Source organism: Salinimicrobium oceani (assembly GCF_012037645.1).
In genome coordinates this window covers 1-336 of sequence record NZ_JAAVJR010001266.1, presented here as the reverse complement: position 1 = coordinate 336, position 336 = coordinate 1, and the positions used below count along the sequence as shown (strand labels likewise).

1 protein-coding gene is annotated in these 336 nt (G+C 50.6%); it reads left to right on the top strand.

Annotation, left to right across the window (positions count from 1 at the left end):
- Positions 1-336 (top strand): NAD(P)H-dependent flavin oxidoreductase (locus HC175_RS21765; RefSeq protein WP_168139979.1); only part of this gene is annotated, 336 nt, incomplete at both ends.

The window sequence follows — 336 nt, the reverse complement described above, 5'->3', positions numbered from 1 at the left end:
CCTGGAGCAGATCATGGAGATCATTATTGAAGAAGGCGTAGAAATCGTATTCACTTCTGCCGGAAACCCCAATACCTGGACTTCACATCTTCAGAAAAAAGGGATGATAGTGGTTCATGTGGTGAGCAGCGTGAAATTCGCTCTAAAAGCTCAGGAAGCCGGAGTGGACGCTGTTGTTGCTGAAGGTTTTGAAGCGGGAGGCCACAACGGGAGAGATGAAACCACCACTTTCACGCTTATTCCAATGGTGAGGGAACAGATCAAAATTCCCCTTATTGCTGCCGGCGGTATCGCCACCGGTCGCGGAATGCTTGCCGCCATGGTACTGGGAGCAGA